Annotated in this window: 27 protein-coding genes and 2 pseudogenes; 13 read left to right on the top strand and 16 right to left on the bottom strand. The window is 35.3% G+C overall.

Annotated elements, in window-relative coordinates:
- The first annotated feature begins 244 nt into the window (after positions 1 to 244).
- The 4 genes from yutH to thrB all read left to right on the top strand — a co-directional run bounded on the left by yutH (position 245) and on the right by thrB (position 4,770).
- Complete coding sequence (yutH, locus tag ACTXGU_RS04095; RefSeq protein ID WP_443480228.1) at positions 245 to 1,252, top strand: spore coat putative kinase YutH; 1,008 nt, start codon at positions 245 to 247, stop codon at positions 1,250 to 1,252.
- Between the two features lie 247 nt (positions 1,253 to 1,499).
- The gene (locus tag ACTXGU_RS04090) at positions 1,500 to 2,789 is read left to right on the top strand and encodes a homoserine dehydrogenase (protein WP_443480227.1); all 1,290 of its coding nucleotides are present in this window, start codon (positions 1,500 to 1,502) and stop codon (positions 2,787 to 2,789) included.
- Positions 2,789 to 3,850, top strand: coding sequence for a threonine synthase (thrC, locus tag ACTXGU_RS04085; protein ID WP_443480226.1), 1,062 nt, complete (start codon positions 2,789 to 2,791; stop codon positions 3,848 to 3,850). Before ACTXGU_RS04090 ends, thrC begins: the two co-directional genes overlap by 1 nt.
- On the top strand, positions 3,847 to 4,770 hold the full coding sequence (gene thrB, locus ACTXGU_RS04080) for a homoserine kinase (protein ID WP_443480225.1): 924 nt from the start codon (positions 3,847 to 3,849) through the stop codon (positions 4,768 to 4,770). The genes thrC and thrB overlap by 4 nt, the downstream gene beginning before the upstream one ends.
- Positions 4,771 to 4,828: 58 nt before the next feature.
- On the opposite strand, the gene ACTXGU_RS04075 is transcribed toward thrB, so the two are convergent.
- On the bottom strand, positions 4,829 to 5,065 hold the full coding sequence (locus ACTXGU_RS04075; RefSeq protein WP_443480224.1) for a NifU family protein: 237 nt from the start codon (positions 5,063 to 5,065) through the stop codon (positions 4,829 to 4,831).
- A gap of 149 nt (positions 5,066 to 5,214) precedes the next feature.
- Between ACTXGU_RS04075 and ACTXGU_RS04070 the strand changes: the two genes are divergently transcribed.
- Positions 5,215 to 5,538 (top strand): YuzD family protein, encoded by a 324-nt coding sequence (locus tag ACTXGU_RS04070; protein ID WP_443480223.1) that lies wholly within the window; start codon positions 5,215 to 5,217, stop codon positions 5,536 to 5,538.
- 179 nt (positions 5,539 to 5,717) lie between these two features.
- Here the strand turns inward: ACTXGU_RS04070 and ACTXGU_RS04065 are convergent, their stop codons facing one another.
- A complete protein-coding gene (locus tag ACTXGU_RS04065; protein ID WP_443480222.1) occupies positions 5,718 to 6,794 on the bottom strand; it encodes an NAD(P)/FAD-dependent oxidoreductase in 1,077 nt (358 codons plus the stop codon).
- 176 nt (positions 6,795 to 6,970) lie between these two features.
- Here ACTXGU_RS04065 and ACTXGU_RS04060 point away from each other — a divergent pair, with 176 nt between their 5' ends.
- Complete coding sequence (locus ACTXGU_RS04060) at positions 6,971 to 7,207, top strand: YuzB family protein (protein ID WP_443480221.1); 237 nt, start codon at positions 6,971 to 6,973, stop codon at positions 7,205 to 7,207.
- Between the two features lie 62 nt (positions 7,208 to 7,269).
- On the opposite strand, the gene ACTXGU_RS04055 is transcribed toward ACTXGU_RS04060, so the two are convergent.
- The gene (locus ACTXGU_RS04055; protein WP_443480220.1) at positions 7,270 to 7,950 is read right to left on the bottom strand and encodes a DUF2225 domain-containing protein; all 681 of its coding nucleotides are present in this window, start codon (positions 7,948 to 7,950) and stop codon (positions 7,270 to 7,272) included.
- A 461-nt stretch (positions 7,951 to 8,411) separates the two neighbouring features.
- Here ACTXGU_RS04055 and ACTXGU_RS04050 point away from each other — a divergent pair, with 461 nt between their 5' ends.
- From ACTXGU_RS04050 to ACTXGU_RS04030, 5 genes and pseudogenes are all read left to right on the top strand, one after another.
- Positions 8,412 to 8,777: a HesB/IscA family protein gene (locus tag ACTXGU_RS04050; protein WP_443480219.1), complete on the top strand. Its 366-nt coding sequence runs from the start codon at positions 8,412 to 8,414 to the stop codon at positions 8,775 to 8,777.
- 175 nt (positions 8,778 to 8,952) lie between these two features.
- Positions 8,953 to 9,132, top strand: coding sequence for a hypothetical protein (locus tag ACTXGU_RS04045; RefSeq protein WP_443480218.1), 180 nt, complete (start codon positions 8,953 to 8,955; stop codon positions 9,130 to 9,132).
- Between the two features lie 253 nt (positions 9,133 to 9,385).
- Entirely contained in the window at positions 9,386 to 10,219 is an 834-nt protein-coding gene (locus tag ACTXGU_RS04040) for a hypothetical protein (RefSeq protein WP_443480217.1), read from the top strand.
- Between the two features lie 380 nt (positions 10,220 to 10,599).
- Positions 10,600 to 10,761 (top strand): annotated as a pseudogene (locus ACTXGU_RS04035) (cupin domain-containing protein); the annotation flags it as partial.
- 216 nt (positions 10,762 to 10,977) lie between these two features.
- The gene (locus ACTXGU_RS04030) at positions 10,978 to 11,679 is read left to right on the top strand and encodes a 3D domain-containing protein (RefSeq protein WP_443480216.1); all 702 of its coding nucleotides are present in this window, start codon (positions 10,978 to 10,980) and stop codon (positions 11,677 to 11,679) included.
- Between the two features lie 26 nt (positions 11,680 to 11,705).
- On the opposite strand, the gene ACTXGU_RS04025 is transcribed toward ACTXGU_RS04030, so the two are convergent.
- Entirely contained in the window at positions 11,706 to 12,182 is a 477-nt protein-coding gene (locus ACTXGU_RS04025) for a divergent PAP2 family protein (RefSeq protein ID WP_443480215.1), read from the bottom strand.
- A 256-nt stretch (positions 12,183 to 12,438) separates the two neighbouring features.
- On the opposite strand from ACTXGU_RS04025, the gene ACTXGU_RS04020 reads away from it, so the two are divergent.
- Positions 12,439 to 13,944 carry a leucyl aminopeptidase gene (locus ACTXGU_RS04020; protein ID WP_443480214.1) on the top strand — a complete coding sequence of 502 codons (1,506 nt, stop codon included), beginning with the start codon at positions 12,439 to 12,441 and terminating at the stop codon, positions 13,942 to 13,944.
- A 295-nt stretch (positions 13,945 to 14,239) separates the two neighbouring features.
- Here ACTXGU_RS04020 and ACTXGU_RS04015 read toward each other — a convergent pair whose 3' ends face one another.
- Genes ACTXGU_RS04015 through ACTXGU_RS04005 form a run of 3 tightly spaced genes read right to left on the bottom strand, consistent with a single transcriptional unit; the run spans position 14,240 to position 16,573 of the window.
- A complete protein-coding gene (locus ACTXGU_RS04015; protein WP_443480213.1) occupies positions 14,240 to 15,256 on the bottom strand; it encodes an alpha/beta fold hydrolase in 1,017 nt (338 codons plus the stop codon).
- 3 nt (positions 15,257 to 15,259) lie between these two features.
- Complete coding sequence (locus ACTXGU_RS04010; protein WP_443480212.1) at positions 15,260 to 15,748, bottom strand: hypothetical protein; 489 nt, start codon at positions 15,746 to 15,748, stop codon at positions 15,260 to 15,262.
- Positions 15,749 to 15,805: 57 nt separating this feature from the next.
- Positions 15,806 to 16,573: an SDR family oxidoreductase gene (locus tag ACTXGU_RS04005; protein ID WP_443480211.1), complete on the bottom strand. Its 768-nt coding sequence runs from the start codon at positions 16,571 to 16,573 to the stop codon at positions 15,806 to 15,808.
- A 402-nt stretch (positions 16,574 to 16,975) separates the two neighbouring features.
- On the opposite strand from ACTXGU_RS04005, the gene ACTXGU_RS04000 reads away from it, so the two are divergent.
- Positions 16,976 to 17,158: a hypothetical protein gene (locus tag ACTXGU_RS04000; RefSeq protein WP_443480431.1), complete on the top strand. Its 183-nt coding sequence runs from the start codon at positions 16,976 to 16,978 to the stop codon at positions 17,156 to 17,158.
- Positions 17,159 to 17,188: 30 nt separating this feature from the next.
- Here ACTXGU_RS04000 and ACTXGU_RS03995 read toward each other — a convergent pair whose 3' ends face one another.
- The 9 genes and pseudogenes from ACTXGU_RS03995 to ACTXGU_RS03955 form a co-directional block, all read right to left on the bottom strand.
- The gene (locus ACTXGU_RS03995; protein WP_443480210.1) at positions 17,189 to 17,572 is read right to left on the bottom strand and encodes a hypothetical protein; all 384 of its coding nucleotides are present in this window, start codon (positions 17,570 to 17,572) and stop codon (positions 17,189 to 17,191) included.
- 242 nt (positions 17,573 to 17,814) lie between these two features.
- Positions 17,815 to 18,171 carry a monovalent cation/H(+) antiporter subunit G gene (gene mnhG, locus ACTXGU_RS03990; RefSeq protein ID WP_443480430.1) on the bottom strand — a complete coding sequence of 119 codons (357 nt, stop codon included), beginning with the start codon at positions 18,169 to 18,171 and terminating at the stop codon, positions 17,815 to 17,817.
- Positions 18,155 to 18,442, bottom strand: coding sequence for a Na(+)/H(+) antiporter subunit F1 (locus tag ACTXGU_RS03985; RefSeq protein ID WP_443480209.1), 288 nt, complete (start codon positions 18,440 to 18,442; stop codon positions 18,155 to 18,157). The genes mnhG and ACTXGU_RS03985 overlap by 17 nt, the downstream gene beginning before the upstream one ends.
- Complete coding sequence (locus tag ACTXGU_RS03980) at positions 18,442 to 18,918, bottom strand: Na+/H+ antiporter subunit E (protein WP_443480208.1); 477 nt, start codon at positions 18,916 to 18,918, stop codon at positions 18,442 to 18,444. The genes ACTXGU_RS03985 and ACTXGU_RS03980 overlap by 1 nt, the downstream gene beginning before the upstream one ends.
- 5 nt (positions 18,919 to 18,923) lie before the next feature.
- Positions 18,924 to 20,396, bottom strand: coding sequence for a Na+/H+ antiporter subunit D (locus ACTXGU_RS03975; RefSeq protein ID WP_443480207.1), 1,473 nt, complete (start codon positions 20,394 to 20,396; stop codon positions 18,924 to 18,926).
- Positions 20,389 to 20,730, bottom strand: coding sequence for a Na(+)/H(+) antiporter subunit C (locus ACTXGU_RS03970; protein ID WP_443480206.1), 342 nt, complete (start codon positions 20,728 to 20,730; stop codon positions 20,389 to 20,391). Before ACTXGU_RS03970 ends, ACTXGU_RS03975 begins: the two co-directional genes overlap by 8 nt.
- Positions 20,730 to 21,155 carry a Na(+)/H(+) antiporter subunit B gene (locus ACTXGU_RS03965; RefSeq protein ID WP_443480205.1) on the bottom strand — a complete coding sequence of 142 codons (426 nt, stop codon included), beginning with the start codon at positions 21,153 to 21,155 and terminating at the stop codon, positions 20,730 to 20,732. Before ACTXGU_RS03965 ends, ACTXGU_RS03970 begins: the two co-directional genes overlap by 1 nt.
- Positions 21,142 to 23,535 (bottom strand): Na+/H+ antiporter subunit A, encoded by a 2,394-nt coding sequence (locus ACTXGU_RS03960; RefSeq protein ID WP_443480204.1) that lies wholly within the window; start codon positions 23,533 to 23,535, stop codon positions 21,142 to 21,144. The genes ACTXGU_RS03965 and ACTXGU_RS03960 overlap by 14 nt, the downstream gene beginning before the upstream one ends.
- Positions 23,536 to 23,853: 318 nt before the next feature.
- A pseudogene (locus ACTXGU_RS03955) lies at positions 23,854 to 24,333 on the bottom strand (response regulator transcription factor); the annotation flags it as partial.
- Positions 24,334 to 24,387: the final 54 nt, after the last annotated feature.

Genomic DNA, 24,387 nt, shown 5'->3' with positions numbered 1-24,387 from the left:
GCCCTTGCTTATCGACGGAAAAAGCTGGACTGAATCGAGTGAGATAAGGAAACACGAAGAGCGTAGCGACTCGATGTTGACTTATCGTAGATGAGGTGAGGGAAGCTTTGAAGTCGATAGGGCGCTGGAGCTAGACACCCGTCAGACTTCAGAAAACTTTAACTTTCTTATCATTTAAAGAAAAAAACAAGTTTTTTTAAGCTCAACATATACTTAATTAGCTGAATCAATTAGGAGGGAGAAAATGATTCGACATATTTTATCAAGCAAATATGGAATTGAAGTAGAGGAAGAAACGAGAATTGGCAATTATGAGGCATGTATGAATAATGGAAAATTGTATACCTTAGTGCCAATCGCTCAAAAGGAACAGGAAGAATTAACGGAATTAGAGCAAATAACCGAACATTTAGTGAGTCGGGGTGATCACCAAGTAGGGAGATTTTTGCAATCGAAGGATGGAGAGACAAAAGTTGAGGTAGAAGAACAAGCCTTTTGTGTTATACATCATGATAATGTAAGCAGTTTTACATCTAAACAACTTGGACGAAAACTTGGGAAATTTCATTATAGAGGTAGAACCGTTCCATTTAATGTTGAAAAGATAAGTCGCATTGGACAATGGAAAGGATTATGGGAAAAGCGTCTGGATCAAATAGAATCGTTTTGGAACGGTATGTTGTATAAACAACTTGAAAGTGAATTTGATCGGATGTTTCTTGAATCTTTTCCCTATTATTTAGGATTGGCAGAAAATGCAATTCAGTATTTGGTGGATACAGAATTAGATGATGAACCAGGTTCGGTTGATAGTGGAACTATTTGTCATAATCGATTTTTAAAAGAAACATGGATGGGCAATTATTATATGAAAAATCCGTTCGACTGGGTTTTTGATCATTGTGGAAGAGATCTTGCAGAGTGGTCACGCGAAAGATATTTCCGAAATATAAAAACATATCATCGGGATGTGAAAAAATTTTTTGCTGATTATCAAACGGTGATGCCATTAAGTTCCTTTTCATGGAGATTGGTTTATTCTAGATTGTTATTTCCTATTCATTATGTAGAATGTATTGAGAGCTATTATTCTTCCTCTCATGAAGCAGATCGCTTATTTTTAGAAGATCGTATGAAAAAGTATTTAAGTCAATCAAAGGATGCAGAACAATTTTTACGTCAATTTTTCGAAAATGTAGAAGTGCCTGTGAAGAAAATGAAAATCCCAACAGTAGATTGGCTGGCAAATTAGAAAAGTATCTTTTGTGTTACATATGATTGAATGAAATAAAAAATGATGTGAAGTTTTCTTACGTAAGTTTGCGGAAAACGTAAAACTTTTTGAAGAATTGTCTTTTTTATGAAAAAAAAAGCTTATGTAAAAAGATTTGCAAAGAATATATAAAACACCTCTTGTAAAAGAAGGGAACTAACACTATAATGTCTACTATAGGTAGACAGTTGTTCATTTATAGCGAACATCTTTAGGAGGAAAGCAGATGGAAACAATCTCAATTGGATTGCTTGGACTAGGAACAGTTGGCTCAGGTGTTGTAAAAATTATTGAAAATCACCAAGACAAAATTATGCACCAAGTTGGCTGCCCTGTAAAAGTAAAAAAAATCCTTGTTAAAAATGTAAATAAAGAAAGAGAGATTTCTCAAGAAATGTTAACAACGGATCCAGATGAAATTATAAACGATCCTGATATAGATGTAATTATCGAGGTAATGGGCGGTGTAGAAGAAACAAAAGAATGCTTATTAAAGGCATTAAATAATAAAAAGCATGTTGTAACAGCAAATAAAGATTTAATGGCAGTATACGGCGCAAAGTTATTGCAGGAAGCAAGCAAAAATAACTGCGATCTTTTTTATGAGGCGAGTGTAGCAGGAGGCATTCCTATTATTAGAGGGCTTGTAGATGGATTAGCATCTGATCGCATTGTTAAATTGATGGGAATCGTAAACGGAACAACAAACTTTATTTTAACGAAAATGAGCAAGCAGGGTAGAGCGTACGATGAGGTTCTAAAAGAAGCACAAGAACTTGGATATGCGGAAAGCGATCCAACATCAGATGTGGAAGGGCTAGATGCTGCTCGAAAAATGACGATTCTTGCCACACTAGGTTTTTCTATGAATATTAGCTTAGATGATGTAAAAGTAGAAGGAATTTCGCAAGTGACTGAAGAAGATATTCAATATGGAAAACAACTCGGTTATACGATGAAACTTATCGGGGTGGCACAGCGTCATGAAGGAAAAGTAGAAGTAAGTGTGCAGCCAACATTGTTAATTGACAGCCATCCTCTAGCAGCTGTTAATGATGAATTTAACGCAGTGTATGTTTATGGAGAAGCAGTCGGAGAGACGATGTTTTACGGACCGGGTGCAGGTAGCTTGCCAACAGCAACTGCTGTCGTTTCAGATTTAGTAAATGTTTTGAAAAACATGAGACTTGGTGTGAATGGAAAAGTTGCTGTAGCGCCACAATATAAGAAAAAATTAAAAAGTGATAAAGAAATATTTTCGAAATATTTCCTTCGCTTGCAAGTAGAAGATGAAGTGGGCGTATTTGCAGAAATCACCTCTATTTTCTCACAACATGGTGTAAGTTTTGAGAAAATTTTACAATTGCCTGTTAAAGAAAGAGGCTTAGCAGAAATTGTACTTGTAACACATAATGCATCATTATTTAACTATGAAAATATTTTACTTCAATTAAGAGACTTAAAATCTGTTCGAACAGTAAAAAGCTCGTATCGTGTAGAGGGAGGAACAAAGTAATGAGATGGAAAGGCCTATTAGAAGAATATAAAGAATTTTTACCAATTAATGATTCAACACCTATGCTAACGTTAAACGAAGGAAATACTCCTTTAATTAAATTAGATAAATTATCAGAAGAGTGGGGAGTAGAACTTTACGTAAAAACTGAAGGTACGAACCCTACAGGATCTTTTAAAGACAGAGGCATGGTAATGGCAGTAGCGAAAGCAAAAGAAGAAGGAAATTCTACTGTTATATGTGCATCAACAGGGAATACTTCTGCAGCAGCGGCGGCATATGCAACTCGTGCTGGCATGCGCTGTATTGTGGTAATTCCAGAAGGCAAAATTGCGATGGGAAAATTAGCGCAGGCAGTTATGTATGGAGCTGAAATTATTTCTATCGAAGGAAACTTTGATCAAGCGCTGCAAATGGTACGTAAAATTAGTGAAACAGAGCCTGTTGCTCTTGTAAACTCAGTTAACCCTTACCGTTTAGAAGGACAAAAAACAGGTGCTTTTGAAATTTGCGACCAACTTGGCAGTGCGCCAGATGTTTTAGCAATTCCAGTAGGAAACGCAGGAAATATTAGTGCGTATTGGAAAGGATTTAAGGAATATCATGAAGTAAAGCAGACTGGTCTTCCGAAAATTCATGGATTTGAAGCAGCTGGTGCAGCAGCTATCGTGCATAACAGAGTATTTGAAAATCCAGAAACGATTGCTACAGCTATTCGCATTGGGAATCCAGCAAGCTGGAAATTAGCTGTACAAGCACAAGAAGAATCAAACGGTATTATCGATGAAGTAACAGATGAAGAAATTGTAGCAGCATATCGCAAAATAGCGGCAACAGAAGGTGTATTTGCAGAACCAGGATCATGTGCATCAATTGCTGGTTTATATAAACATATCCAAAGCGGAAAAATTGCAAAAGGGAGCAAAGTTGTTGCCATCTTAACAGGAAATGGATTAAAAGATCCAAATACTGCTATTGATGTTAGTCCGATTAAACCAGTACTTCTTCCTAATGATGAAAAAGCTGTTGCAGAACATATTAAGGGAGTAGTTCAAATATGAGTGAAGGTGAAATGCTACAAATAAAGGTGCCTGCAAGTTCTGCTAATTTAGGGCCCGGCTTTGATAGTATTGGACTAGCTCTTAATTTGTACTTAACACTGGAAGTTTCGCCTGCAGACAAATGGGAAGTTATTTCTTTATCAGAAGAGCTTGAACAATTTCCAAAGGATGAAACGAATTTTATCGTACAAACAGCTGCTGCTGTTGCAGCAAAATATAATAAAGAGCTGCCGCCTTGCAAAATAAAAGTGTCAAGTGATATTCCTTTAGCAAGAGGATTAGGCTCTAGTGCTTCTGCGATTGTCGCTGGCATTGAGTTGGCTGATAGCCTATGTGAATTAAAGCTTTCGAAAAAAGAAAAATTTCGTATAGCATCTATGATGGAAGGGCATCCGGATAATGTAGGTGCAAGTGTATTCGGCGGCTTAATAGTTGGTTGTCAATTAGAGGATGAAGTAGACGTGGAAGTGATTCATTCTGTTGATTTGGAGCTGCTTGCAGTTGTCCCTAAAGAAGAATTGCTTACAAAGTCTTCAAGAGGCGTTTTGCCAAATGAAATGTCTTTTTCTGAAGCTGTTGCAGCCGGAGCCGTGTCTAATTTATTAGTAGCAGCACTTTTATCAGGCAACAATGAACTTGCGGGTAAAATGATGGCAAAAGACAAATATCATCAACCATACCGTAAGCGTCTTGTTCCACATCTGCAAGTAATTGAAGACCATGCACTTACATTCGGTGCATATGGGGTAGCATTAAGCGGGGCAGGTCCTACAGTACTATGTTTTATAAAAAAAGGACAAACCCCTGCTGTGATAAATGGCTTAAAAGCACTTCTTCCAAACATGGAATATTTGCCTTTACAAGTTGATTTAAGTGGCAGTGATGTTGCAAAGAATGTTCTGTCTAAAATAAAAAAATAAAATAAAGAAGGTACCTAAAAATTATTTAGGTACCTTCTTTATTTAGATAGAATTCATATTAAAATACTTGTTCTACTTCCATAATACCAGGTACTTCTTCTAATAATGCACGCTCAATACCTGCTTTTAAAGTGATCGTAGAACTTGGGCAGCTGCCGCAAGCACCTAGTAAACGTAATTTTACGATACCATCTTCAACATCTACTAATTCACAGTCTCCGCCATCTCTTAATAGGAAGGGGCGTAATTTATCTAATACTTCCTGTACTTGTTCTTTTATTTCAACATTAGCCATACATATCGACTCCTTTCCTATTATTTATTATAATCACAATAAGGCAAAAAATCTATTCAAGAAGTACGAAAAAAGACAAACAATAATTGGATACTTTTATGAAAGCTAGGCGTTATTGGCAAATGAAAGCAGAAAAGGGGGGGAGTAGGGTGAAAAAAGAAATTGAAGTAAGTATATATGGAGCAGAACAAATTTGTGCAAGTTGTGTAAATCTACCTTCATCTAAAGATACGTATGAGTGGCTGCAAGCTGCCATTGGCCGTAAATTTCCTGATCAAAAATTTACGATCAATTATTATGATATTTTCCAACCACCTCAAGATGAAGAGAAAAAAATATTTTGTGAAAAAATAATCGAAGAAGATTTATTTTATCCTGTTGTTGTCATTGAAGGAGAAATTGTCGGGGAAGGAAATCCTCGCTTAAAAAACATCTATGCTGAATTTGAAAAATACGGATACGTAAGCATGTAATGTAAGCCACAAGGGGCAAAGCATTCGGTGAACAAATATAAGCCAATCTAGCATTGAGGTTGTTTTAAACCTCCGTGACAGATTGGCTTATCATCTCGAGCAAGTCACTTCTGAAGCTAGACACACTTCTAAGTTCAAAAAAATATAAAATCTTTATACTGGGTAAAGGCAAAACGACTTTATTTTAAGGATTGTCTTTTTTTCGTTTTATCTTTCCAAAGTACTCCTGATTTAATTAAACGAGGAACTCTTCCTGTTAAAGGTTTATTGGCAATAAGTCCAAACCCGTGTTTTTTTCCTAATGATCCTAAAACTCCTTTTATCCGAATCTCCGGCAAATAATAGGGCAGTTTTTTGTCTTTCCAGCGAGCGGTTAGAACAGCGGCTATTTGTTCAGCCTGTCCTTCTGAAAGCTGTGCACTCGGCGGTTTATTTAAACTGGCACAATCTCCCACTACAAAAATATGGTCATTCTCTGGCAAATGATGATATTTTGTTAATAGAATCCGCCCTTTTTTATCTTTTTTTACAGGTAATTCCTGTACTACTTTATTTGGTTTTACACCTGCTGTCCATACAATACAATCAAAGAAAATTGCCTCTTCATGATTATATACGATGTTTTTTTCAATGGAAGTAATATTGCTGTTGCGAATAATTTCTACCTTATGTGATTCAAACCATTTTTCAATATAGTTGCTGATGCGTATTGGATATGAGGGTAAAATGGTATTTCCTTTGTCGAACAGAGTAATTAGTAAATCAGACCGACTTTCTTGTAATTCAGAGGCTAATTCGACTCCGCTTAAACCTGCTCCAATAATGGCAACACGCGAACCGGACTGTAATTCATTTATGTGACAATACGTTTTTTGCGATTTTTCTAAACTCTGAATACTATGTGTATATGTATCTGCTCCATGTATATGATGATAATGATCCTCACATCCGAGTCCAATAATTAAATCATCATAATACATGCATCCCTTGTTTTTTAAAAAGATTTTATGTTTATCTAAATCAAGTTTAACAACTTCATTGTTAACAAAATTCACTTGTGGATGTTTAGGGAATGGGATGCGGATATGTTTATCGGAAACAGTTCCTGCGGCTAAAGCATAGTATTCTGTTTTTAAAAAATGATATGGTGTTCGATCGATAAGGGTAACTAGTACATTATATGGCAAGTTAGGAATAATACTCGTAAGAATTTTCATCCCACCATAGCCACCTCCAAGTATGACAAGATTTTTCATATCATTTCCCCTCTATTGAAGTAGTTTTGTAAATGATTCTTTTTTCTTTTCGAATTATATGTTTGTTTAAATGACAAAAAACTGTTTTCTTAACAGTATATTATGAATACGATGCTCTTTATTCTTGATAATTAAAAGAAAACAAGATACTATATGTTGTATTGAGGTGAGAATACTTGATTAAGCCAATTATAGAGTTTTGTCTAAGCAACCTATCTTCTGGTTCAGAAGATGCTAAAGAGATATTAGAAAAAGATGAGGATTTAGATGTTTTGGACTATGGTTGTTTAGGCTTATGCGGACAGTGTGGAGAATCATTATATGCATTAGTGAATGGAGAAGTTGTCACGGCAGAAACTTCCGAACAGCTAGTAGCGAATGTGTATCAGTTTTTAGAAGAAAATCCAATGTGATGCATGTAAAATAACAAAAAGAAGCAGAAATAGTGCTTGTTTGCTCTGTTGACTGCTTCTTTTTATATATTTTGAACTTCTCTTATTTTATACCATCCTTCTTTAGCTAACCGAATAATGTTGGTCTCTATTGTTTTGCTTTGTTTTTCAATTACTTTTGAAAAATATTTAGTAGCTTGGTTTATTTGATCCGTTCTTCTCGATAACTCGCCAATTAAATACAGTGTTGTTAATTCTGAAACTTTTGTCCCTATATAGTCGCCTGACATATAAGAAGCTTCATATTCCTGCAAAGCAAGCTTCATAAAACGCTGTTCCTGTTCCGCTTCATTTATTAAACGATACATCCATGCTAAGCGAAGATAAATTCCTGCTGTCACGATATGTTTTTCTTGTCTTAAAAGAGAGCAATATGCTGCCAGTTTATAAGCAATGATCGCATCTGTTATCGTACGCTTGTTTCCAAATGAACGTGGTGTCCAACGAATACTTACTTTTTCAATTAGCATCATTTTCTCATTTAAAGAAAAATTGGTAGAAGTTTCATCATGAAAAGAAAATCCGCAATCCGGACAAACGTTAATATAATAGAGAAGGGGGTTATAGTCCACATATGTTGGAAAAAAATCTGCATCTAAATTAGTCATTTTGACAAATCGTGTACGAACTTTTTTGGTTGTAAAGAAAGTGTTGCACAATGGACATGTACATTGTTTATCATAAAGAGGCTCGATGGAGATCATATTTTCACCTTCTGTATTAGGTAATATGGTTCATTAATTTGTATGTTTATTATACAATATTTTATGCGTATATACCTATAAAAATAAACTATATATGAAAAAAGTTGGAACGGCAATGATAAAAATGGCTTCTACTATTCATAGAGGAAAGGATAAAAATATTTTCCAAATTCGATTCGGTTGAGTAGTTATTATTCGAAGTATATACTATAGGTAAAGAAATATAATAGGATGTTCAAAAAGGCACCAAATGGTAAGCGTCGAATCTCTTCGTTGGCTTGCTTTTCCGCTACTCACGTATCTAAATAGAGGATCTTCAACTAAAAACGCTCACGTCCTGTGAGCAACGTTGAAGTCCCCACATCCTGTGGAAGTCAGTTGCTCAAAGCTACGCCGCCTCGACCTTCTTGCTTCTAATTTGTTACCTTTTTGAACACATACTATAAGGGAGGAATAGTACAATGACAGAAGAAATAGTTATACTGACAGAAGCTGCGGCTCTTCAAATAAAGGAAATGATGAAAGAAAGTGAAGAGGAAACCACCTACTTAAGAGTAGCTGTTAATGGTGGAGGATGCAGCGGTTTGTCTTATGGAATGGGATTTGCAGCTGTAAAGGAAGAAAATGATGCGTTATCAGTACAGCATGGTATTCAATTGATCGTGGCTCAAAACGATTCAGCCATTTTAAAAGGCACGAAAATTGATTATAAACAATCAATGATGGGCGGCGGCTTTACTATCGATAATCCAAATGCGATTGCATCATGCGGTTGTGGGTCTTCGTTCCGTACTGCTGCAAATGCTGGTACGCCTGAAGAGTGTTAATGGTTTAAGGGAAATCAAGAGTGATAGCAGGGATTATGGATTACAAGGTATTTTTGAGTGTACGCAAGTCTGAAAATGTGTATTAACAATCCCAAATATGCCAAATTAGGGTTGTGGATTACATGCCTTCTCGATTAGTTAATGTCAAAAACATTACTATTGAGAAGGATTTTTTATGTCTTTAAACAAGCGAGTTAGGAAGAAACCAGTTGGTAAAATGGCTAATCAAAAGGAGTATCCAAAATTAAGAATGGAGCAGGCAACAGGCCTAGTCATGGCAGGAAAGAGTGCGGAAGGATTAAGAGAGAGAACATTAAAGGATTATAAAACTGAACAAGGATTAATAAATCTGTGATTTTATGAAGAATAAATAATACTTTCACTTCCCGCTGATTTAATACAATACCGCATACCAAATGTAGATGATGGACTAATAAAAAGGTGAGCCAAGTCTCGAATCGTGGCTTACTTCATTCAGTCATTTGCGGTTTATTGAGAATTCAAGTCTATATAGACAAAAAAAGAGAGGCAATCATTACCCCTCCATATTTTTGAATTCAAAGGCAATATACTACGTTTACTCATAAACTAAACGTGGGGTGATGAATATGTTTGTACGGAATCAAAAGGACATAGCTGCTTATCATCAAAAATATTTTCGTCCATCATGCTTGTCCGCTTTAAATTTGAGATTCGACACTTGGGAGACCTTCTCCCCTTTTTATGATAAAACCCATGACCAAATCTTATTGCCAATTGAACTGACAAAAACTCCAGAAGATACCCTTCTCAACTATTTTAGTATTTTACGTGAAGCAGAAAATTTGGGAGGACGAAGTTGTGGTTCGGTTGGTCAAGCACGAATACCATTTCCACTTGCATACAATTTTTTGTCCAAGGAGTACCAAAGAAAACTAAGTTATGAAGACTATTTAAATTCGTTTGCTGGTGTGGGGCATACGAGTTTGATAAAGCTTTGTAGATTGCCAGATATAAAACAAGGAATAAGGTTTTTTTATGAAATCGAAACGATTGAGGGATTTAAGGAAAAAAGAAATGAGTATTTTGGTTATTATTACGGATTTATCCAACTTATTGACGAAAAAGAAGGTTATCGAATTTCAGATGTGCAACAGATTGGGAAGGACTTTCTCTGCGCACCTTATCATGGGTGGAGTCATGATGCGGAATCAGTAGTTGAAGTGAAATATGGTAATTGGTGCAAGTTGATTCAAAAAATATACCCAACTACAAAGAATGGATATGTTAAAAATATTTATTTTCACGGTAATGATGGTGCAGATTATTGCATTATATTTTTTACATTAACGAATGGAACAGACGTAGAAGTTGCTCAATTTCGAAAAGCAAGGAATGGAAAGTGGAAACTGATAAAAATGAAACCCGAAGAAGAATGTTTAACGGAAAAAAGGCGCAGATAAGCCTATTGTAAATGGTACACCGATTGCCTAAAGCTTACGGTGCAAACGAATTGCGTTTCTCTAATAAGCAGGAGCGCTTTTCTGTTGTATTAACGGACAGTTAGCGGAGGATAAATATAATGATTTTGCAACGCCCGCAGACGCTCAAAATGGCTCGTGTGGCGGTTCGGAAGTCCCTTCTCTATTTATCCCCCATTAATTTAAGGTGTGCTTTGGATTTAATCTTATGGGAATATGCGGGATTGTCAATCTTTTTCACTCCCCCGCTCTTTAATGCAAAGCTATTAGTATAGTTTAAGAAAAAATTCAACAAGCTTTTTTATTGGAAAAACTATCCTCAAAGATTAAAATTAATCAAAAGAGACCAAGGAGAGGTTGTAATGAAAATAAGTAAACAAAACGTAGAACATTACATATGGGGAGACAATTGTGATGGTTGGCATTTAGTAAAAAATAAAGATTTAAGTGTTATTCACGAACGTATGCCTGCGAACACTTCAGAAGTAAGGCATAATCATAATCAAGCACGTCAATTTTCCTTTTTTGAAAAATAGCTAGATGACATTGGCGCCTAGCCCCTGTGAAAGATAACTTCTTGCCTCTAAAAGTAAAAAACACTTTTGAGTCAAGAGAACATTTTTCTTCGGGCTTGCGCTTTTCTTATTGGATTTATTAGAAAGTGTTAGAACTCCTTTTGAATTATTTATGAATATTTTCTTTGAAAATGGGAAATGAATAGTTTTGAGAGGAGTGAAAGAATGAATTTATGTAAAAAATATTTAAAAAGATTAGGAATGGTCCTGCTTTTTATTGCTGCATTATTAACAACATTCCAATCTATTTCAGGAGTTAAAGCAAGTTCCTATTCTCAAGAGGTTAATCAAGGTGAATTAGAAAGTGAAGAATCGCAGTTTGATCATAAACTTAAAGCAATTGGTGTCGCTGTAAAAACATTACAGCAAGTTTTTACTGAAAATACACAGATTTCATCTAGTAAAGAAGTAGAAGGTGAACAGCCGTCATTAGAAAACAGGGATTGGTCTTCCTATCCAAAAAAGAGGGTAGTAGCAACAGGGTATACGGCAGGATATGAGTCCACAGGAAAAAATCCTAATCATCCTCAGTATGGCATTACTTTTTCGGGTGTAAAGGTAAAAAGAGATTTATATAGTACGATTGCTGCAGATCCAAACGTATTTCCAATCGGGACGATTTTATTTATTCCTGATTACGGATTTGGTGTGGTAGCGGATACAGGTTCGGCAATAAATGGTAATAAACTAGATTTATATTATAAAACGGTTGATGATGTATACAACAATTGGGGTAAAAAAGCAATAGACGTATACATAGTTGAAATGGGAAAAGGAACATTGACAGAAGAAACGCTAAAAAATTTAAATGAAAAAAAATCAATGCAAGTTTTCCGTCAAGAATACACAAAAGCAGAAAGTAAATAAAATAAAAGCGCCAAGGCGCTTTTATTTTATTTAAAAATCATATCTAAAATAAGCGTTAGGGCTATTCCAGTTAACCCTCCAAAAAATACTTCAATTGGTTTATGGCCAAGCAGTTCTTTTAGTTCTTTTCGTTTTTGTTGTTCTGGCTTATTTTGCCATCCTTTTGCATCCGTTAAAAATTTATTAAAATCAGAAACTAATTGATTTAATACAATCGCTTGTTCACCAGCCTGTCTTCTAACGCCGGTTGCATCAAACATGGTGATAACCGCAAATATAGCAGCTACAGCAAATAGAGGAGTATTGACACCAGATTCAAGTGCGACGCCTGTAGTTAAAGCGGTAACAGCTGCTGAATGAGAGCTTGGCATCCCCCCTGTACTCGTAAGTAAAGACCAATCTATCTTTTTTGTAATAAAAAAAGTAATCGGCACTTTAACAAATTGAGCAAAGAATATCGCAGCTAAGCTTGCGAGCAAGGAAAAATTATACAATAATTCCAAGTAAATCACCTCATGTTTATGTAGTTTATACTGTATTATCTTTCCGCTAAATAATTGGAACTTAGTTCACAACATTAAAAGTATGTAATTTCCTACCCTTACAAATGTGATCTAACTGGGGGTTAGATTTACTATTATTATAACATAACCAATAACGATTTGTTTTACGTACTAATCTGCCTTTACCTAATCATTATTTTTTAAATAGTATGATCTTTTCAGTATAATAAGAAGAAAAAGGGTGGAGGTCATCTATTTGTTTATTAATCAGGCGGAGTGGGATATTTTTAGTACTCAAGAAAGCATTATTATTGGACTCTTTGACAAGACAATTAAATTCGAAGGAAAACTAGCGCAGCTGGATGAGGTTTTTCAAGGAGAGCTTACAAATTTAGTGAAAAGCGGAGATATTTCAGCTAAGAAGAAACGACTTGCGAAAATACATACGTTTGGAAAAATAGGCGCAAAACGAATTATTTTTGTAGGATTAGGAAAAGAAAAAGAATTAACTTTTGATGTATTAAAAGAAATTTTTGGAGCGACATGGAAAGACATAAAAAAAGAAAAATGGATGGAAACATCTATTTATATCGATTCTTTTGTAACAGAAAAAATAGACGCATCAGATGCCTCCCATGCATTTAGCGAAGCTTTTGCATTAGCGACATATGAATTTACAGGCTATAAGCAAAAATCAAATGAACCAGAGAAAAAGGTTGAAAAAATTACAGTCTTCAGTCAAGCAGATCAACAAAAATTGGAAGCAGCTTTACATGTTGGTTATGTATATGGAAAAGGAACAAATTCTGCTCGTGACTTAGTTAATTTACCAGGAAATATGCTAACAGCAGCTTGTTTAGCAGAATATGCACAAAAACTTGCCGCCACTTATTCTTTTGAAGTAGAAATTTTAGAAAAAGAGGATATGTTAAAGCTCGGTATGGGTGCCTTGTTGGCGGTAAATCAAGGGTCTGTTGAGCCTCCAAAAATGATTGTGCTGAAATATCAAGGGAAGGAAAAATGGCATGATGTGATTGGCTTAGTTGGCAAAGGAATAACCTTTGATACGGGTGGCTACTCGATTAAAACAAAGGATGGCATCGTTGGCATGAAAACAGATATGGGTGGTGCAGCCGCCGTTCTAGGCGCGATGGAAATTATCGGCGAATTAAAGCCAGAACAAAATGTAGTGGCCGTTATTCCATCAACGGATAATATGATTAGCGGTGCTGCTTTTAAACCAGATGATGTGATCACATCTATGAGCGGGAAAACCATTGAAGTATTAAATACAGATGCAGAAGGTCGGTTGGTTTTAGCAGATGCTGTTACGTATGCAAAACATCATGGAGCGAATTACTTAATTGATGTAGCAACATTAACAGGTGGCGTCATCATCGCATTAGGTATGGAAACAACTGGTGCGATGACGAATAATGAATCGTTTTTTGAGCAAGTACTAGAGGCATCCTACGAAGCAGGAGAACCGATTTGGCGGCTGCCGATTTTTGAAAGCCATAAGAAAAAGATAAGAAGCAGTATCATTGCGGATTTAAATAATTCTCCAGGAAGAGAAGGCCATGCGATTATGGGTGGTGCTTTTGTTGGAGAATTTTCGGAAGGAACTCCTTGGGTACATCTTGATATAGCCGGCACTTCTACTACAAAATCGAATTCTGATCTAGGAGATATAGGAGCGACCGGTGCTATGACAAGAACCCTTGCGCTGCTGGTAGAAAGATTTGAAATAGACGAGAAGTAATAGGATATGAATATTTAACTTTTTTCGGGCTAATAAGAAAAGCGCAGGCGCCTTGTTCAGCCCCGAAGAAAAATGTTCTCTTGACTCAAAAAGTGTTTTTTACTTTTAGAGGCAAGAGGTTATTTTTCACAGGGGCTAGGCGCCGGAGCTAGACACTAAACTAGGTTCGAAATTTTATGCTTTCTTATCTTGTAAAAAAAGGTGAGAACCCATCATCAAACAAGGGTTTTCACCTTTTTATGTCGTGTTTAGTTACGAGAACAATTTACTTTAGGGCTAACCAAAGCGCTTCCGTTTATAAAGGTGTAGAATGCTCTTCCAGCCAGAGATCCATAAAGTCCATTAGTTTTTCTTTTGTAACTAAGGAAATATGTCCGGCTTCTAGTAATTTAAACGTTTTATCTTCACTTGAAATAAGATCTACGATAGGTTCACATAAATTGCTGGGAACTAAAGGATCATTTTTTGTCGCAAACCCAAGGAAGTTGCATGTAATGTTTTTGAAATCAATGATTTCACCGTTAATGGTCAGTCCCCCTTTTAGTACTTTGTTATCACGAATAAAGTCGTTCATTATTTTTTTACCTGCTTCCCCTGTAAAAGGAATATGATCATTTGTCCATTCATTCATACGCGTCCACTTGTACAAATGTTTTGGATCAGGCGGTAGTTTTAATAAAGATAAATAATGACTAAAGGTAATAGGTGCAACAATCATTTTTGTTCCGTATTTAATAAAAGTGGCTGGAACAATTCCGATTCTATCCGTTAACTCATTTATATCAACTTCTCCATTTCGTAATGCAAGAAGCCATTTATCATAATCAGGGAAGGAGTGAAAATCAATTGGTGTAACAGCTAAAATCAAATTTTTTATTTTCTCTTTTGTAAATGCTGCGTGAATTGCTGCTAATGTTCCTCCTAAACAGAATCCGATTATGTTCATTTCATCTACTCCAGCATGCCTAAGGGCACGCTGATACCCTTTATCAATATATTTTACTATATAATCATCGATTGAAATAAAACGATCCTCAAATGCAGGTATGCCAAAATCGATTAAATATGCGTCATATCCGGCATTAGTAAGTGCTTGAATGAAACTGATAGAAGGGCCTAAATCTAAAATATATGGTTTATTTGCTAAAGAATAAACAAGGTAAACAGGTTCTTTATACCGTTTCGTTGGTGCTGGATAATACCATAAGGTTGCTTTATTTTTTTTCCAAACAGCATGTCTGGTAGTTGGGCCAGCATCATAATCTAAGGAGTCAGTTGGGTGTAGGTAGGAACGACGTTGATTTTTCCCCATTATTTACAGCACCTTATCGTTATTATCTTCGGAGTGCTGTTTTTGTTCAGAGATTTTTTCTTTTACGTCTAACACGTCCTGCTGAATAGCTTCAATTCCTTCTTTTTGTTTTAAAAGATCTGTGGAAATGTTTGTTAATTCAGGGTTATCTGTAGTAGATAATGTCTTTACATGCTGTTGTATCTCTTGTAGCATAGTGGTTAATTCATAAAGTTGTTCATCTAAACTATCGATTTTCTCTTCTGATTGAAGAATAAGCTGAGTAGCATTAGATACGTCTGTTTTAGTAGGAAGATGAAGAATAGAGGCTAATCTTTCCACATGGTTCTGAACTTGTATAACTTTTTTCGTTAATGCTTTACTGCGATTATTTGCTAATAAAATCAGATTTTCATTGTTTAATTTATTTTTTATGATAGTATTTATCCGATATTGAAGCAAATTTCCACCTTTTCTTATTAGCTGATATACATCTAATGTAACTTGTACCATTCGTTTCATTTCCTTTCTGTACGTTAATTATTGATATCGTTATGATCTTGTTAGCTGTTAAAGCATAGAGGATAATCCGCCATCGACCGCAATCGTTTGTCCTGTAATATAATCGGAAGCATGCCCTGCCAATAATAGTGTGATCCCTGTTAAATCTTCTGGTGATCCAAATCTGCTAGCAGGAATTTTGGCAAGAATCGGTTTTTGAAGTTTATCTAAAACAGTCGTTATTTTTGTTGGAAAAAAACCAGGAGCAATAGCGTTGACTTGAATATTGTATGGTGCTAATTTTACGGCTAATTCTTTTGTTAAGGTGATGATCGCACCTTTGCTTGTATTGTAGGCAACTGCATCCAAAAAATGAGGATGTGTGCCATAGTAGGCAGTAACAGAGGAGATATTAATGATTTTTCCGCTCCGGTGCTCGATCATTTTTTTTGCAGCAGATTGTGAAAATAAAAAAGTGCCTTTCACGTTGGTGTCTATTACTTTATCCCATCTATCTTCTGGATAATCAAGAATAGGAGCCATCCATGAGGTTCCACTGTTGTTAATTAAAATATCAATCTTTCCATATTCGGCTATTGTACGTTCAATAACTGCATCAATATCTTCTTGCTTTGCGATATCACAAGGTAATGCTAATGCTTGAATCCCTTTCTCTTTTAATAATTCCACTGTTTTTAAACAATTGTCTATATTTCGTGAGCAAATCACAATGTTTGCACCTGCTTCTCCTAATGCAATGGCCATTTGTTGTCCTAATCCTCGTCCCCCACCTGTTATGATAGCTGTTTTGTCTTCTATATTATATAAGTCGTTCAATGTAAAAAATCCCTCCTTTTCTTTCCGTGTTTTCTTTACAGTATAAACAAGCTTTATGTGAAGGGTGATTAAATTGATGAATTTGCCTTTGCCTAAATCAGCAAAAGAAAATATCGATTTATACAATGGCTGTTTTCTCAAAGTTTGTTGTTTTTTACGTAAAAAATGGGAGAAGAAGTATTCAGGCTGCGAGTTTAAAAGCAACATTCTATACGAAAACAGCCTATACAATACTCAAAATTAGACATTAATAGTTCTGAGTGGGCATGGTAGGCAAAAGTAAAGGTTAAAGGATAATATATGACAATTGCTAAGAGGTTTTAGCCCAGTCCAAATGACGGGCATATGCATATGTAATAGAGTAGGGAGCAAATAGAAAAAGAGTGGAGGTAATCGCTGATGATGTATGGATATAGACATCCGCAAGATTCAAGAATTTGGTTTGCAGGTCCTTTTGTTGGTGGCTTATTAGGCGGGTTTCTTGGTGCGGCGATAGTTAGACCAAGACCATATTATTACGGACCAGCGCCATATGGACCGTATCCTTATGGTCCAGCACCGTATGGACCGTATCCTTATTATTAATAAAATCGTTTAAAACGAATGCAATACTTGCTATTTCTCTATCCATTTTAGTTGAATAGAGAAATAGCAGCAATGTGGCGGTTGATTTTTATGGTCAAAATTAAACGTAATTCCGTCAGGGTTATAGGAGATTTTTGGCATGTTTTTTATGCCGAGTGATTGAATAAGTTGGATAACCGTCTGATTTTGGGATGCTTGTGCAGCACTCATTAATTGACTTGAAAATTCTTTCGAATGGGAAATTCTTGTCAAAATGGTTTCACAATCCTTTAAAAGGCTTAAAGAATCTTGTGCAGAATGAATTAATTGATTTGGGTTTACTGCCGGCAGCTCGCGGAACATCATGGGATAATGCAAATAAGGATGATTGATGATCGAATGCATCCTTTTATAAGGATAATGAGGTCGATACATAAGGACAATCCTTTCGTTTACGAATATATATTGTTACATATTCTATGCAAAATGATAAAATGAAGAACAAAAAATGGGGAAAAATCGCACTAAATAAGAGTAGAGTTATTGTGAAGGTAATGAATATAATCGTATGAAGATAGAAAATAGTGGTGAAGGGCACTCCACCACTATTTAATGGGCACGTAAGATTTCAAAAAGGAAACCAGAATTTGAAATCGCTGCTCCTCGGAAATAAACAACTATTTAGATGAATCAGCTTCTTTTTTTGCTTTTAAATCGTCTCTGATCGTATGATCTGCCATTGGAACATTTGTATGATAGGCTGCTCGGATAATAAGATGTCCGGCAACAGGTGAAGTAAGAAAAATAAACGCAATCGCGAGAATCAAACTAGAGTGAAAAACTCCTTCTGTTTGTAAAAAATAAAGACAAGTTCCAAGAAGAATACACATTACTCCAAGCGTTGCAGATTTGGAAGCAGCGTGGTTTCTAGTATAAACATCGGGCAGTTTGATAACCCCAACTGCTGCAATCAAATTCAACAATGCTCCACTAAGTATAAGGAAACCAATGATTATGTTAATGATGATTTCGATCACGTTCGATAATAATCCCCTTTTCTAAGTATTTCGAGAACGCTACTGTCCCGATAAAAGCAAGAATTCCAATCAGAAGGATAATTTCTATATATACATCTATTTTTAACAGGATAGACAGGATGCCAATGATGGCAACTAAATTGATGCCAATAGCGTCTAATGCAACGACTCTGTCAGGAGTTGATGGTCCTTTTATGACTCGGTAAATAAACCCTGCCATTGATAAAGCGATGATAAATAAGGAAATATGCATAATGACGATCAACATTATTTACTCACCTCTAAGATTGCTTTTTCAAAGCTATTTTGAATACTTTTAATCGTTTCTTCTTTATCGCGAATATCCATTGCGTGTATATAAAGTATTTTATTATCTTCTGAAATATCAACAACTAACGTACCAGGTGTCAAAGTGATTAAATTAGATAATGTCGTAATTTCCCAATCTTTTGTCAGAACTGTTTCCATTGCAAAAATACCGGGAGTCAGTTTTGATGCTGGCTGCAAAATAGCTTTTAATACCGCAAAATTTGCTACTATCAATTCTTTTAAAAAAATACCAAGCAAATTTAAAATGGCAAAAACACGGTACAAATAAAAGCGGCTTGTAAAAAAACGCCTTGTGATAAAGATAATCAGCAAACCAAGAATATAACCGATCAAGAAAGCATCTGCTTTTGCAGAACCTTTTAAAAACATCCAGATAAATGCTAAAAATATATTTAATAATAGTTGAAATGCCATGTTCACTACTCCTTTAAAACTGCTTCAATATAATGCTCTGGGTGAAGCAATGTTTCGGCTGCTAATGAAATATAAGGATAAATTGCTTCAGAAAATAATCCCATCGCAAAAGAAAGACAGACAAGAATAATGGAAGGAACGAGCAATAATTTTATCGATAAGGTTTCCTTTTTCGATTCGTTTCCCCAAAAGGCTTTAATAAATATTTTCATTACAGACAGCAAGACAAACAAGCTCGACAATAAGACAATAAAACTGCCGATGTAATCATGCTGTTTAAATCCTCCTTGGACGATCAACAATTTCCCGACAAAGCCGCTTAAAGGAGGAATTCCTCCTAGAGAAACCGCCGCAATAAAAAACGTCCATGCAAGTACAGGATAACTTTTTAATAACCCACTTATATTTTTTAAATGATTAGATCCTGCAGCGAAAATAATGGCGCCAATTAATAAAAACAATGCAGTCTTAATGATCATATCATGCATTAAATAATAGATAGAGCCGATGATAGCTGTTTCATTTAACGACGCAACTCCATATAAAATAACGCCAACTGCTGTTAAAATATTGTAGATAATAATTTTTTTAAGATCATTATAGGCAATCACACCAATTATTCCGAGTACAATGGTTATTAAGGAAAGGACATTTAATAAAGAGAAAATAAAGCTCGTATCTTGATAAAAAAATAACGTAAAAGTTCTTGTGATTGCGTAAACTCCTACTTTGGTTAAAAGAGCGCCAAATAAGGCAAGGATCGGAATCGGTGCTGCATAATAAGAGCCTGGCATCCAGAAAAATAACGGGAATATAGCACCTTTTAAACCAAAAACGATTAAAAATAATACTGCAATAACGGTTATAATGCCTGAATGGCCAACTTCTGAAATTCTTGCTGAGATGTGGGCCATATTCAGTGTTCCCACAACAGCATATAAATACGCGACTGTCGCTACAAAAAGGGCCGATGAAATAATATTCACTAGTATATATTTAACAGTTTCCCTTAATTGAATTTTCGTGCCGCCGATGACAAGTAGTACATAGGAAGACATAAGCATTACTTCAAAAAAAACAAATAAGTTAAAGATATCTCCTGTTGAGAAAGCCCCAATGACACCTACAAGCAAAAATTGAATAATAGAATAATAAAAATAGTTTTCTCTATCTTTGTCGATTCCTTTAATCGAATACAAGATACAGCATAATGCTACCACATTGGTTGTTAACACTAATAAAGCGGAAAGCATATCCGATACAATTGTAATGCCAAATGGAGCATCCCAGTTGCTCAGATTAAGTGTTTGTATGCCATCAGCTTTGACTTTTCCTATTATCCATAAGGAAATAATGATAGAACAAAACAAACTTATCATAGATAAAACACGTTGCAAAAGCACTTTTTTATTAAAAAAGATCAATACGATTCCTGTTATAAAAGGAATGATAATTGGTAATATAATCAAATTAGTCATGTTCTTTTTTCCCTCGTAATTTCTCCAGATTATCAGTACCCAGCTCCTGATACGTTCGATAGGCAAGTACTAAAAAGAAGGAGGTTACACCGAAGCTAATAACAATAGCCGTAAGTATTAATGCTTGAGGAAGAGGATCTGTATAAGAACTTGCATGTTGGTCAAGCAACGGTGCTGCGCCTTTTTTTAATCCTCCCATTGTTAAAAGCAGTAAATGAACCCCATGGCTTAAAAGCCCTGTGCCGATAATGATTCGCAGTAAGCTTTTCGACAGCATTAAGTACGTAGCACAAGTGAATAAGATTCCAATAATGACAGCCATTAAAATTTCCATTAATCATCCTCTCCAATCGTTTGAATAATTGTCATTGTTATGCCAACAACAACTAAATAAACACCTAAGTCAAATATTGCCGCAGTATGAAGAGAGGTTTCTCCGATAATTGGTAAATAGACATGTTTATTAAAAGCATGTGTTAAAAAAGGTTTATCACGGAACAGAGCGCTAATCCCTGTTAATACAGCAATAAGTAAGCCGGCAGCGGTAACGTATATATAATTGACAGGAAAAATATTCTGAACCGTTTTCAAATCAAAGGCTAACAATAACAGCACGATGGCAGCACTTGTCATTAAACCGCCGATAAATCCACCACCAGGGGTATAATGTCCAGCAAAAAAAATATCAATTGAAAAAAGGAAAATAAGGAAAACAATTGTTTTTGTTACAGTTTGGAGTATCAGGTTATTTGTTTTCACTGTTTCTTCCTCCTAAACGCAATTTTATCATCGTATAAATGCCGATTGAGGCAATGGCGAGTACTGCTATTTCAAATAAGGTATCAAAGCCGCGGAAATCCACTAAAATAACATTTACCATATTTTCTCCCGCTGCCTTTTTATACGTGTTTGCTATATAGTACGCAGAAATAGAATCGAATAATTTAGTGTTATAGGCAGTTATGGCAATAATAGTTGCTGTTATGCCAACCATTATGGAAATAACAGCATTCGTCAGTTTAAAAGGCATGCTTTTCTTTCGTCTCGCCTTTATTGGCAAATGATAGAAACATAATAGAAATAAGGATACGGATACTGTTTCTATCACTAATTGTGTAAGTGCTAAATCGGGTGCTCCAAAGATAACAAAAAATAAAGAAACCGTATAACCTACTGCACCTAATAAAATAATCGCAGACAAGCGTGACTTGGCAAAAGGAATCGATATCGTTGCCCCAATTAAGATAACGGAAAGCAACATTTCATAAAATCCAATAGAAGCAAGGTTTTTGTGTTGGAAATTTACAGCGTTTTCCACAATAAGTGTATAGCCTAATACAGCAACTAAAAAAGCAAAAATATAAAGCAGATAAATTCTAATAGAACCAACCATATAAAGATCTGTTATTTTTTTAGAAACAAAAGTGCTTCTAGTCAAAAGGAAATGGAAGATAGGATTTAATGTATCAGTAAATAATCTGTAAATTTTCTTCCATTTGGAGACGGTTAAGAATAAGACCGTTCCAAGTATAAAGACACCAAGTGTCATTAAAAATACCAAGTTAAATCCATGCCAATGATAGATTTCTAGCTCATAAGGTTGTCCACCATAAACGGCCGATACAGCTGGCGACAGAATGGAGTTAGACAGCAAATTAGGAAATAAACCAAATACAATGACAAGGGAAACAAGGATAAGCGGCGAAATGAGCATGCCGATTGGCGCTTCATGCGGCTTTTTTGGCAATTGTTCTGGTTTATAAGTTCCTGTAAATGTCTTAAATACAAGGACCATACAATAAACAAAAGTGAAAATACTAGCTATCCAAGCGAAAATAGGGAACAAAGATCCCCATGTATTTAATTGCATCCACTTTAAATTTTGGATATGCACCATCGAGGTGAAAAACATTTCTTTACTGAGAAAGCCATTAAATGGAGGAAGTCCCGCCATGGCAAAACTACCGATAACAGCAACAGTAAAGGTAAGCGGCATCAACGTCATTAATCCGCCTAATTTTCGAATATCCCTCGTCCCTGTTTCATGGTCTATGATCCCAACCATCATAAATAAACTTCCTTTAAAGGTCGAATGGTTTACTAAATGAAATAACGCTGCAGCTGTAGCAGCAGCATAACCATTATCTAATACATCAAAATGAACTGCTGCTGCCCCAATTCCTAATAATGACATGATCATGCCAAGCTGACTGATGGTCGAGTAAGCTAAAATTCCTTTTAAATCGGTTTGTTTTACAGCAAAAAAGGAAGCGTAAAGCAATGTAATGATTCCAACAGATGAAATGATCAAAAGCCAAAGAGCAGATTCCGCAAATACTGGACTTAATCTCGCAATAAGAAAGATGCCTGCTTTTACCATTGTTGCGGAATGCAAGTAAGCACTTACTGGTGTTGGAGCTTCCATTGCATCAGGCAGCCAAATATGAAAAGGAAATTGTGCAGATTTCGTAAATGCACCGAGTAAGATACAAATCATTGCAGCGATAAATAACGAATGCGATACAATGTTTTGGTTTTGAACATAAGAAATCATTTCTGAAATTTGGAAGGTTCCACTTATTAAATAAAGCAAGATGATGCCGCCTAACATTGATAAACCGCCAAAAACAGTAATAATCATCGATTTTAATGCACCATTCCGTGATTTGCTTCTTTCATTCCAATAGCCAATAAGTAAAAAAGAAGATAAACTAGTTATTTCCCAATATGTATAAAGAACAATTAAATTATCAGAAATAACAATTCCAAGCATTGCTCCCATAAATAGAAGAAGATAAAAATAAAAAAGGTTTAATTTCTCTTTTTCTTTATGTAAATAAAAAATGGAGTAAAAAATAACTAATGCACCGATTCCGGTAATAAGCAAAGCAAATAACAAAGCAAGTCCATCTAAATGTACAGTAAAATTAATGCCTAAAGAAGGTATCCATTGTACCGTTTCCATTATTGTATGTTGATTAGATATAGATGTTATATTGCTTAGAAAGTAGAGAAACAAAAGGAGCGGCAGCGGAACAATAAACCAGCCTATATGTCTGTTTTTAAAAAAATAATCAATAAAAGGAATGCAAAGAGCATATAAAAATGGGGATAGCACAACCCAATGCAGTAATGTCAAAATATAACCTCCTCGAACAAAAGCAGAAAATAGAAAATCCCAGCCAATTGTTCATATTTTAAATGGAATGATATAAACTTTTTTGATGAAATGAATCAAGTCAATAAAATTATAACGTAAAAAAAAGCCCTCTGCACAAGAAGAAAAATGTTAAGACCCTTATTTAGTCTTTTCTTTTAAATAGGTAGAAACACGTAAAAAATAATGAAAAAAATATTTTTGTTTTTGGCTATGTTAAAGCTAATTGTTAATTTGATACTTTGTTAATTGAAGCGGAAGGCGTGAGACTCCTGTGGGGTATTGGATATAAATGAACTTTTACCGCTTGCCAGTCCATTTATATCCAATACCCCAGACGGTTATTAAGTAATCATCAGCAGGAAAGCCTGCTTTTCGCAGTTTTACCCGTAAATTTCTGACGTGGGAATCTATCGTTCGATCTTCAGTTGAACCATCATAACCCCAAATAGATGTAATTAGATGTTCTCTCGTAAAAACTTTATTCTGGTTATTTAAAAATAAGCTTATCATTTCAAATTCCTTAGGCGTTAAGGCAATTTCTATTTCGTTATACCGAGTTTGAAAAGAATCCAGATCAAGTGTTAGACCTCGAAATGAAATTTTTTTACATTCGTTTTTTTGTCGGCGTAAAACGGCTTCAATCCTTGCTGTCAGCTCTTCTTCATCAAAAGGTTTCGTAATATAGTCATCTGCCCCATGCTTTAATCCTTTTACGATATCCGATTTTTCACTCATTGCAGTTAGCATTATGATTGGGGTATCCCAATATTTTCTGATTTATTGTTCTAAACCGAGTCATATCAAGATTTGTAAACGAATTTGAAGGTGCGA

The organism is Niallia sp. 01092 (assembly GCF_052318935.1).
Taxonomy (GTDB): Bacteria; Bacillota; Bacilli; order Bacillales; family Cytobacillaceae; genus Niallia.
Note: the sequence above shows the minus strand (reverse complement) of the source record. Positions and strands in the feature narration are given on the sequence as shown.

Coding starts and splice junctions, on each gene's coding strand:
- yutH (WP_443480228.1), top strand. CDS start 245: ATGATTCGACATATTTTATCAAGCAAATATGGAATTGAAGTAGAGGAA.
- ACTXGU_RS04090 (WP_443480227.1), top strand. CDS start 1,500: ATGGAAACAATCTCAATTGGATTGCTTGGACTAGGAACAGTTGGCTCA.
- thrC (WP_443480226.1), top strand. CDS start 2,789: ATGAGATGGAAAGGCCTATTAGAAGAATATAAAGAATTTTTACCAATT.
- thrB (WP_443480225.1), top strand. CDS start 3,847: ATGAGTGAAGGTGAAATGCTACAAATAAAGGTGCCTGCAAGTTCTGCT.
- ACTXGU_RS04075 (WP_443480224.1), bottom strand. CDS start 5,065: ATGGCTAATGTTGAAATAAAAGAACAAGTACAGGAAGTATTAGATAAA.
- ACTXGU_RS04065 (WP_443480222.1), bottom strand. CDS start 6,794: ATGAAAAATCTTGTCATACTTGGAGGTGGCTATGGTGGGATGAAAATT.
- ACTXGU_RS04055 (WP_443480220.1), bottom strand. CDS start 7,950: ATGATCTCCATCGAGCCTCTTTATGATAAACAATGTACATGTCCATTG.
- ACTXGU_RS04050 (WP_443480219.1), top strand. CDS start 8,412: ATGACAGAAGAAATAGTTATACTGACAGAAGCTGCGGCTCTTCAAATA.
- ACTXGU_RS04045 (WP_443480218.1), top strand. CDS start 8,953: ATGTCTTTAAACAAGCGAGTTAGGAAGAAACCAGTTGGTAAAATGGCT.
- ACTXGU_RS04040 (WP_443480217.1), top strand. CDS start 9,386: ATGTTTGTACGGAATCAAAAGGACATAGCTGCTTATCATCAAAAATAT.
- ACTXGU_RS04030 (WP_443480216.1), top strand. CDS start 10,978: ATGAATTTATGTAAAAAATATTTAAAAAGATTAGGAATGGTCCTGCTT.
- ACTXGU_RS04015 (WP_443480213.1), bottom strand. CDS start 15,256: ATGGGGAAAAATCAACGTCGTTCCTACCTACACCCAACTGACTCCTTA.
- ACTXGU_RS04010 (WP_443480212.1), bottom strand. CDS start 15,748: ATGGTACAAGTTACATTAGATGTATATCAGCTAATAAGAAAAGGTGGA.
- ACTXGU_RS04000 (WP_443480431.1), top strand. CDS start 16,976: ATGTATGGATATAGACATCCGCAAGATTCAAGAATTTGGTTTGCAGGT.
- ACTXGU_RS03995 (WP_443480210.1), bottom strand. CDS start 17,572: ATGTATCGACCTCATTATCCTTATAAAAGGATGCATTCGATCATCAAT.
- ACTXGU_RS03985 (WP_443480209.1), bottom strand. CDS start 18,442: ATGTTGATCGTCATTATGCATATTTCCTTATTTATCATCGCTTTATCA.
- ACTXGU_RS03980 (WP_443480208.1), bottom strand. CDS start 18,918: ATGGCATTTCAACTATTATTAAATATATTTTTAGCATTTATCTGGATG.
- ACTXGU_RS03975 (WP_443480207.1), bottom strand. CDS start 20,396: ATGACTAATTTGATTATATTACCAATTATCATTCCTTTTATAACAGGA.
- ACTXGU_RS03970 (WP_443480206.1), bottom strand. CDS start 20,730: ATGGAAATTTTAATGGCTGTCATTATTGGAATCTTATTCACTTGTGCT.